Here is a 378-nt window from a genome sequence, read left to right on the forward strand (position 1 = left end):
GTCCATGAACGAATTCATCATCGTGCCCGGCATCGGCGGATCGGGCGAAGCACACTGGCAGACGCGCTGGCAGCGGGCGAACCCGGCCATGCGCCGCTTCAGCCCGGCAAGTTGGGAGCAGCCGGATCTCGACGACTGGATCGGCGCCCTCGACGCTGCGGTGGCGGCGGCGAATGCCCCGCCTGTGCTGATTTCCCACAGCCTCGGCTGCCTGCTGGTCGCGCATTGGCAGCTTGTCTCGAAGGATGCCTGCGCCGGCGCCTTCCTGGTCGCGGTTCCCGATCCGGCGAGCCAGGCCTTTCCGGCCTCGGTGCGCGGTTTTGCCGGCGCGCCGGCGGGACGGCTCCGCTTTCCCTCGCTCATCGTCGCCAGCAGCGA

At 69.8% G+C, this 378-nt stretch carries 1 protein-coding gene; it reads left to right on the forward strand.

Features of this window, described 5'->3' with window-relative positions:
* Positions 1-4: 4 nt before the first annotated feature.
* Positions 5-378: alpha/beta hydrolase (locus EOA24_RS41245; protein WP_127410984.1), on the forward strand; the 374-nt coding region annotated here is incomplete at its 3' end.

This window comes from Mesorhizobium sp. M2A.F.Ca.ET.039.01.1.1 (assembly GCF_003998035.1).
In the GTDB taxonomy this organism is placed as follows: Bacteria; Pseudomonadota; Alphaproteobacteria; order Rhizobiales; family Rhizobiaceae; genus Mesorhizobium.